The sequence below is a fragment of the Nocardiopsis rhodophaea genome, assembly GCF_039530945.1.
Classification (GTDB): Bacteria; Actinomycetota; Actinomycetes; order Streptosporangiales; family Streptosporangiaceae; genus Nocardiopsis_C; species Nocardiopsis_C rhodophaea.
In genome coordinates, this window is record NZ_BAAAPC010000040.1 from 1 (window position 1) to 7,231 (window position 7,231).

General features: G+C 68.6%; 10 protein-coding genes. 5 read left to right on the forward strand and 5 right to left on the reverse strand.

Annotated elements, in window-relative coordinates:
- Both ABD259_RS25450 and ABD259_RS25455 read left to right on the forward strand, forming a co-directional pair.
- The coding region (locus ABD259_RS25450; RefSeq protein WP_425573578.1) for a hypothetical protein at nt 1-622 on the forward strand (622 nt) is incomplete at its 5' end.
- A gap of 391 nt (nt 623-1,013) precedes the next feature.
- Nucleotides 1,014-1,142: a hypothetical protein gene (locus tag ABD259_RS25455; RefSeq protein WP_344101494.1), complete on the forward strand. Its 129-nt coding sequence runs from the start codon at nt 1,014-1,016 to the stop codon at nt 1,140-1,142.
- A gap of 167 nt (nt 1,143-1,309) precedes the next feature.
- Here ABD259_RS25455 and ABD259_RS25460 read toward each other — a convergent pair whose 3' ends face one another.
- From ABD259_RS25460 to aroA, 3 genes are all read right to left on the reverse strand, one after another.
- Nucleotides 1,310-1,729, reverse strand: coding sequence for a hypothetical protein (locus ABD259_RS25460; protein ID WP_344101492.1), 420 nt, complete (start codon nt 1,727-1,729; stop codon nt 1,310-1,312).
- 78 nt (nt 1,730-1,807) lie between these two features.
- Nucleotides 1,808-2,809 carry a ribosome small subunit-dependent GTPase A gene (gene rsgA, locus ABD259_RS25465; protein WP_344101490.1) on the reverse strand — a complete coding sequence of 334 codons (1,002 nt, stop codon included), beginning with the start codon at nt 2,807-2,809 and terminating at the stop codon, nt 1,808-1,810.
- On the reverse strand, nt 2,806-4,080 hold the full coding sequence (gene aroA / locus ABD259_RS25470) for a 3-phosphoshikimate 1-carboxyvinyltransferase (protein WP_344165802.1): 1,275 nt from the start codon (nt 4,078-4,080) through the stop codon (nt 2,806-2,808). The genes rsgA and aroA overlap by 4 nt, the downstream gene beginning before the upstream one ends.
- Before the next feature lie 282 nt (nt 4,081-4,362).
- Between aroA and ABD259_RS25475 the strand changes: the two genes are divergently transcribed.
- Complete coding sequence (locus tag ABD259_RS25475) at nt 4,363-4,839, forward strand: OsmC family protein (protein ID WP_344101486.1); 477 nt, start codon at nt 4,363-4,365, stop codon at nt 4,837-4,839.
- A 10-nt stretch (nt 4,840-4,849) separates the two neighbouring features.
- Here the strand turns inward: ABD259_RS25475 and ABD259_RS25480 are convergent, their stop codons facing one another.
- The gene (locus ABD259_RS25480) at nt 4,850-5,146 is read right to left on the reverse strand and encodes a hypothetical protein (RefSeq protein ID WP_344101484.1); all 297 of its coding nucleotides are present in this window, start codon (nt 5,144-5,146) and stop codon (nt 4,850-4,852) included.
- Between the two features lie 246 nt (nt 5,147-5,392).
- On the opposite strand from ABD259_RS25480, the gene ABD259_RS25485 reads away from it, so the two are divergent.
- Nucleotides 5,393-5,551, forward strand: a complete 159-nt coding sequence (locus tag ABD259_RS25485) for a hypothetical protein (RefSeq protein ID WP_344101482.1) — start codon at nt 5,393-5,395, stop codon at nt 5,549-5,551.
- Nucleotides 5,552-5,654: 103 nt separating this feature from the next.
- On the opposite strand, the gene ABD259_RS25490 is transcribed toward ABD259_RS25485, so the two are convergent.
- The gene (locus tag ABD259_RS25490) at nt 5,655-5,936 is read right to left on the reverse strand and encodes a hypothetical protein (RefSeq protein ID WP_344101480.1); all 282 of its coding nucleotides are present in this window, start codon (nt 5,934-5,936) and stop codon (nt 5,655-5,657) included.
- A gap of 225 nt (nt 5,937-6,161) precedes the next feature.
- Here ABD259_RS25490 and ABD259_RS25495 point away from each other — a divergent pair, with 225 nt between their 5' ends.
- Nucleotides 6,162-6,968 carry a helix-turn-helix domain-containing protein gene (locus ABD259_RS25495; RefSeq protein WP_344165805.1) on the forward strand — a complete coding sequence of 269 codons (807 nt, stop codon included), beginning with the start codon at nt 6,162-6,164 and terminating at the stop codon, nt 6,966-6,968.
- Nucleotides 6,969-7,231 lie beyond the last annotated feature (263 nt).

Here is a 7,231-nt window from a genome sequence, read left to right on the forward strand (position 1 = left end):
CCGCTGGAAGCCCCACGCCCGACGCATCCAGGAGCGCAACGCCAAGCGGGCGGCGGCCGCCGCCCGCGGGCACCGCCTGCCCGGCACCCCCGAACAGCCCGGCTCGCGGCGCGCCTCCTACGAGCGCAGCGCCTGGCAGAACCTGCAGGCCGCCGAGGCCGAGTGGGACGCCGCGCTGGCCCACACCCGCGCCCACATCCACACCACCGACACCACCACCCCTGGTGACGGGGTCATCGCCCGCTACCGCGACCGGTGGGCCATCGAGACCTGCTTCCGCGACGCCAAGCAGCACCTGGGCCTGGGCCAGGCCCACAACCGGGTGCCCGCCGCGGTGCGCCGCACCGCCCCGCTGCAGCTTTTGTGCTACAGCCTCGTCGTGTGCTACTACGCCCTGCACGGGCGCCCGGCGGCCGATACCGCGCGGCGCCGCGCCACCGCCCCGTACTACACGTCCAAGGCCCACCCGGCGTTCATCGATATGGCCGCCCGGCTGCGCCGCGACATCATCGCCGCCCGGTGCGCGCCCGCGATCACGGAAACCTGCGGTGGCCACCCCCACCAGGAGGAACACAGGGCCACCAAGATCGAACAGCTCCTCAGCGACATCGGCGCGTTATGACCCCTGAAAAACCCGAAACTCCAGTGGGACAGAACCGGGACCGTTCCCATGATCATCGCGGGGAACGTGGGGCACAACGGGCATAGAAGGCGCCGAATGGTGTTCCTCGTGCGGCGGACAGCGCTTTTCCGTTCCCGCCTTCGACACCGCGCTTTCCAACATCCGCACGCCCGCTCCCGCCCTGCAAGGGACGCGGCAATGAGTACCGACGTGAAGGTGACCAGCACGGTTCGCCTCGTCGAGCTGGAAAAGCTCGATCCCACGGACATCGAGCTCGAAGAAGGCGTGTACGCGGGAGAGTGGATCCTCCACCTCAGCCCCCCAGGTCCGCGTCTACCTGCGAAACCTGGGCGGAAACTCCGACCTGGCTGTCGTCAACGCGCTGATTGCCATGCTGCGCGAAGTACGCGCCGAGATCCTGTCGCACGACAACGGCACTCGACACCAGTCCCGTGCGCGCATTGCCGCAACGCTGCCCACCGAGGACAACGCCGCTGGCTCCACAAAGCGGCGCACGTGAGCCAGGCGGCGCACGTGAGCCAGGCGGCTCACACGAACGACGCCAACCCACGCCGGACAGGGGCGCCGTGCACCCGCATCTCGTCCGGCTATCCCCGTCGCGCCTTGCCGGAGGGGGACAAGGGCATGGCTTTGTCTCATCTGTTTGGTCGTTGGAGTCGACCAGCGTCACTCCTGGCCAGCGGGGCCAGCGGGACCGTCGGCGCCGATGGCCGCCGTCGCCTCGGCCACTACCGCCTGGGCCTCGTTCTGCGAGGCCATGACGACCTTCCGGGCACGTGGGGTGAAGCGCCGGAATCCTTCCTCAACATCGAGGTCGGACGGGGCGACGGGGTCCTTCGGAACGAATCGCTTCTGCGCCGCCTGCTTGCTGACCCCCATGCTCCGGCCGATCTCCGTCCACGACGCCCCCGAGCGCCGCGCTTGGTCGACGAAGTGCCCGATGAGGTGGTCGGCAATCTCGCCGAGGTAGTCCGCGGCCACGACCGCATCGGAGAGCTGTTCCAGCGGGGCGGAGCGGACCTCCTTGATCATCTCGATCAGTTCGTCCAGCCGGACCGGATCCGTCTTGCGCGCGTGTTCATCCATGCGTCAACCATTGATTGACGTTTTTTGGTTGTGGCTCGTGAGCGTCCCTGAAAGGCCGGTCTCCTCCTCAGGCGCTCGTCACGCGAGTTGCGACGCGCTGTCGTCGCCCTCGCGGCTGCTGAGCAGGCGCCGCAGGGAGGTGACACGGGCGGGGTCGAGCTTGCCCTCGGCCAGCCAGCTGTCCAGCGCGCAGTTCGGGGTGCCCTCGGCGTGCTGGCAGCCGGACGGGCATTCCACCACGGCCTCGTCCATGTCCGGGAAACCCGCCACCACATCATCGGGGCTGATGTGCGCGAGACCGAAACTGCGTACACCCGGGGTGTCGATGATCCAGCCGCCGTCGATAGGCAGCGCCACCGCCGACGTCGACGTGTGCCGACCGCGCCCCGTCACGGGGTTCACGTCACCGACCGCGCGTTCGACGTCCGGGAGGAGCCGGTTGACCAAGGTCGACTTGCCCACGCCCGAGGAGCCCACTAACACGCTCGTCCGGTTGGCCAGATGGTTGCGCACCTCGTCAAGGTCGCCATCGATGCTCGTCACGACATGGGGCAGGTCCAGCGACGAGTAGATGCCCAGGATGTCGTCCGGAGCCGCGAGGTCGGCCTTGGTCAGGCACAGCAGCGGTTCCAACTCGGCGTCGTAGGCCGCCACCAGGCAGCGGTCGATGAACCGGGGCTGGGGCTGCGGGTCGGCCAGCGCGCAGACGATGACCAGCTGGTCGGCGTTGGCGACGATGACGCGCTCGACGGGGTCGGTATCGTCGGCGGTTCGGCGCAGCACCGATCGGCGTTCCTCGACCCGCACCACGCGCGCCAACGTGTCGGGGCGGCCGGACAGGTCGCCGACCAAGGCCACCCGGTCGCCGACAACGATGCTGCCGCGCCCGAGCTCACGCGCCTTCATCGCGACGATGGGCTGGCCATCGACCAGACAGCGGTAGCGGCCCCGGTCGACCGCCGTCACAAAGCCCAGACGGGCGTTCTCATGCTTGGGCCGATTGCGAGTACGCGGACGCGACCCGCCGCGGGCCCGGACCCGGACGTCGTCCTCGTCAACGTAGCGTCTGCCGGCGCTCACGCGGTGACCTCCGACCACAGCCCCGGGAAGTCCGGCAGTGTCTTGCCCGTAGTGGCGATGTTCTCCACCTCCACCCCGGGCACCGCGAGCCCGATCACGGCACCGGAGGTCGCCATCCGGTGGTCGTCATAGCTGCGGAACACGCCACCGTGCAGCGGGCGTGGGCGAATCACCAGACCGTCCGGCAGCTCCTCGGCGTCGCCGCCCAGCTCGTTGATCTCGCGTACCAGCGCCGCGATGCGGTCGGTCTCGTGCCGACGCAGGTGGGCGATGCCGGTGATGCGCGAGGAGGTGGAGGCCAGCGCCGCCACCGCCGCGACGGTCGGGGTCAGCTCGCCGACCTCGCGGAGGTCGGCGGTGATCCCGCGGATCTCCCCGGTACCGCGCAGCGTCAGCCCCTCGGCGCCGAACGCGATCTCGCCTCCCATGGTGGCGAACAGGTCGCTCAGGGCGTCGCCGGGCTGGGTGGTCTGCCGCGGCCAGTCGCGCACGGTCACCTGGCCGCCGGTGACCAGAGCGGCAGCGAGGAAGGGCGCGGCGTTGGACAGGTCGGGCTCCACCACCAGCTCGCCCGGCTTGATCGGGCCGGGGGCCACGCGCCACACGTCGGGGACGGAGGTGTCGACCTGCACCCCGGCGGCGCGCAGCATCTCCACGGTCATGTCCAGATGCGGCTGGGAGGGGACGGGATCGCCGACGTGGCGCACCTCCACGCCCTCGTCGAAGCGGGCGCCGCTGAGCAGCAGCGCCGACACGAACTGGGAGGAGCTGGAGGCGTCCAGCGTGACCGGTCCTCCGCGCAGGCCGCCCGCCCCGTGAATGACGAGGGGGAGTGCGCCGCGTCCGCTGTCGTCGATGTCGGCGCCAAGGGACCGCAGGGCGTCCAGCAGCGGGCCGACGGGACGCTCGCGCGCCCGAGGGTCGCCGTCGAAGTCGATGTCGCCGTCAGCGAGCGCCGCCAGCGGCGGAACGAAGCGCATGACCGTGCCCGCGTTGCCGACATCCAGGGCCGCGGGACCGCGCGGAGGAGCGGGCGTGATGGCCCAGTCGCCGCCGTCCTCCACCACACCGATGCCGAGCGCGCGCAGCGCGGCGGCCATGAGGTCGGTGTCGCGGCTGCGCAGCGGACGGCGGACGACAACGGGTGTCTCCGCGAGGGCCGCAAGGATCATCGCGCGGTTGGTCATCGACTTAGATCCGGGCAGGCTCACCGTGGCGTCCACGGGGCCGCGGGCGGTCGGAGCAGGCCAGGTCGGTGCGGAGGTCGGCATGATCCCCAGGGTAGCCGGGGCCAGTGGCCACACGTGGCCCACTGGTGCGCTCTACGGTGCCCGGCAAGTTATCGGTCGAGCCACCGCTCGCCGGTGTGCGCGTGCAAGTGCCGGAAGCGACGCAGGCCCCCGGTCACTCCACACCCCACGGCCTCACTCGTTCCGCCACCCCCACCTACCGACAGGCCGGACGGACACCCGGAATGACATAACGGGACTCGGACGTGAAACCCTGGGCCTGAGGGCTGAGATCGAACATGTGATCGCGTGGAAGGGGGAGCTATGGCAGACAAGACCCACCACTACGAGGTCCGCACGCGCTGGACCGGGAACACCGGGTCAGGCACCACGCGGTACCGCGACTTCGACCGTTCCCACGACATCGAGGCCGAGGGCCGTCCGGTGCTCAAGGGGTCGGCGGACGCGGCGTTCCGGGGCGACCCGAGCTGCTGGAACCCAGAGGACCTGCTGGTCAGCGCCCTCAGCGAATGCCACATGCTGTCCTACCTCGCGCTCGCGGTAGCGGCCAAGGTGAATGTTGTGGCCTACGAGGACCGGGCGACCGGAACCATGATCACCCGCGCGGACTCCTCCGGTGACTTCTCCGAAGTCACCCTCCACCCCGTCGTCACGGTCGCCGACGCGAGCATGGTCGAAGCGGCGGAGAAGTTGCACGAGAGGGCCAATCAGGTCTGCTTCATCGCCCGCTCAGTGAACTTCCCGGTCCACCACGAACCTGTCATCAAGGTCGCTGACTGAGGCCTGTTGATCAGGTGTCGATCTTGTTCACGATTTGTTTGAGTAGATCGCGAATTTCGACATGGCCTGCTTCGAGACGGTCCAGGCGCTCATCGACCTGGTCGAAGCGGGCGTCAACGTGGTCGAAGCGTGCGTCGACCTGGTTGAAGCGTTCTTTGACCTCTCTCCGGTGCTCGACGAGGCCGTCGGCGATTGCGTTGATGCGGTCATCCCCGTTGCACTGGTGACCGGCCAGGGTCTGCTGGTCGGCGGCGAGGTTGAGGTACAGCCGCTCGATCGAGGTGACACGCTGCTCAAGGCTGGGCATGGGTTCGGGTTCCTCCGGGGGGTTCTCGGGCCGCCCTCAAGCTTATCCGGCTCACTCTGTTCACACCCGGTGATTCAGGTATCACTCTGAAGCGGGCATGGGTGGGGCCATCCGGTGTGCCGCCGCGCACCGCGTGGCACGCTATCCAGCAACGCGACGTGGCCGACATGCTCGCCAACACGCGGGTCGCCTGACCGCTGCGGGCGGCACAGCGCTTGATAGGGCGGCTCCACCATGTCCACTTGCATGAAGACATGCCACGCGGGTGGAGTGCCCGGACGCGGCATCGCGTCGCGCAGGCGGATGGGGCGCTACGGGCTGCTCATCCGCCTGAGCAGCTGGCTCCCGTGTCGCGTGATGCTTCGGGAGGCCAAGCGCCGGGCACTGGCACTTGAGCGCCGCTGAGCGGGAGGCGGCGGCAGTGGCGACAGAGAGGCGGTGGAGGTGGGGAGTCGCGGGGGGAGAGGGGGAGCGGGTCCCAGCCTGGACCGTCTCTTGCGCCTGCCTCCTACTGACCGCTGCTCTGCCGCCTCAGGCGCCGACGGGCGTTCTGGCACCCCATGGCGGCGTTCAGCAGATCGACCGCGTCCGGCATGGTGGTGACCCCCGAGGTGAGCAGCGCCCAGTGGGCGTCGTCCATGTTCACCTGTTCAGCGACCAGCTTGCCGTCGAAGTACACATTCCACTGGCGGGACTCGACGGCGCGGCGGTCGTAGATGATGCGTATGCGTCCGCGCGTGACGGTCGTGACGCCTCTCCGCGTCTCGAAACTCGGCGGGTGAGTCAGCACTAGGGCCACCCCCGGCCGAATCCGATGCCAGCGAGGTGGCTGCTGGGGACGGTCGTGCGGAGGAGGCGGTTCCGCGCCCTCGGCGATCTCATGTGGCTCTCCAATTTTCCCGTGCACTGCCCCCAGAATGGCGCCGGGGTCGCCAAACCTGCCAGAGAAGCCACATGACTCTAGCCTTTCGTGGAATCCGTGGCACAGTGTGGCGGGCTGTGTCAACTTTGGGGCATGGTGGAGAAAGGGAATGGAGCGTGGCTCCGGTGGGGCACGGAACTCCGCCGTCTACGCGAACGAGCTGGGAAAACGCAGGATCAGCTGGGTCGCTCGGTCGGAATATCACGCCAGCTGATCGGGGCGTTCGAGAATGGGACGCGGACGCCAAAGGCGGAACATTGCGACATTCTGGATCGCGAGCTCGCTACAGGCGGAACACTCCGCCAACTCTGGTCGGAGCTCAGCGATACCGACGAGCTGTCGGAGGGCTTCCGCGGCGTGCTGCGCATGGAACGCGTGGCGCGACGCATCCGCGAGTACCACCCCATCCTGATACCGGGGCTCCTCCAGGTGCCCGACTACTCCCGCACACTGATCAGCGCACGGCAGGTCGGAATCCCGTCGGAACGCATCGAGGCGGTGGTCAAGGCCCGCAGCGAACGCCTGGAGGCCGTGTTGCCCGAGTCCCCGGCGCTCTGGTTTGTCGTCGACGAAGTGGTGATCACCCGCCCCATCGGCAACCGAAGGATCATGCGTGACCAGCTGCAGCACATCGAGAAATTGATGTCCAGCGGAAAGGTCCGCCTTCAGGTGATCCCGAACGACATCGGGCACCACCCCGGCCTGTGTACGCCCTTCCGCATCTTCGAGCTGCCGACGGGCACCCTGCTGCACATGGAGAACACATTCGGTGGCCAGAGCTTCCGGGAGGCTGAGAAGGTCAACCGCATGCTCTCCCTCTTCGGCGCATTGCAGGCGGAGGCGTATCCGCCGCGGCGTTCCATCGATCTGATCCGGACGGCCCTCAGCGAGCTGAAGTGAGAAGTGAGTTGAGGTGACCCGAGGTGGCCAGAAGCGGCTTGACGTCGCTTGAGACGAGCTGGGGTGGGCCGAACCGAGAAGGCGAAGCCCCGAAGCGGGCGCCATGGCAGGGGCTCGCCACGGCACAGCAGTGGGTGTGGAGTTGCTTCGGTTCGGTAGACGCCTGTGAGCTTGGGTTTTACGCGGCCTCTGCCAGGTCGGACAGACTGCTGTCGGCTGCTGCGGCGTGACGACGTTCATACTCGGCCGGACTGAGCTGGCCG

What these genes read in the sequence shown, in the direction of transcription:
- ABD259_RS25455 (WP_344101494.1), top strand. Translation starts at nt 1,014, where the DNA reads ATGCTGCGCGAAGTACGCGCCGAGATCCTGTCGCACGACAACGGCACT.
- ABD259_RS25460 (WP_344101492.1), bottom strand. Translation starts at nt 1,729, where the DNA reads ATGGATGAACACGCGCGCAAGACGGATCCGGTCCGGCTGGACGAACTG.
- aroA (WP_344165802.1), bottom strand. Translation starts at nt 4,080, where the DNA reads ATGCCGACCTCCGCACCGACCTGGCCTGCTCCGACCGCCCGCGGCCCC.
- ABD259_RS25475 (WP_344101486.1), top strand. Translation starts at nt 4,363, where the DNA reads ATGGCAGACAAGACCCACCACTACGAGGTCCGCACGCGCTGGACCGGG.
- ABD259_RS25480 (WP_344101484.1), bottom strand. Translation starts at nt 5,146, where the DNA reads ATGCCCAGCCTTGAGCAGCGTGTCACCTCGATCGAGCGGCTGTACCTC.
- ABD259_RS25485 (WP_344101482.1), top strand. Translation starts at nt 5,393, where the DNA reads ATGAAGACATGCCACGCGGGTGGAGTGCCCGGACGCGGCATCGCGTCG.
- ABD259_RS25495 (WP_344165805.1), top strand. Translation starts at nt 6,162, where the DNA reads ATGGTGGAGAAAGGGAATGGAGCGTGGCTCCGGTGGGGCACGGAACTC.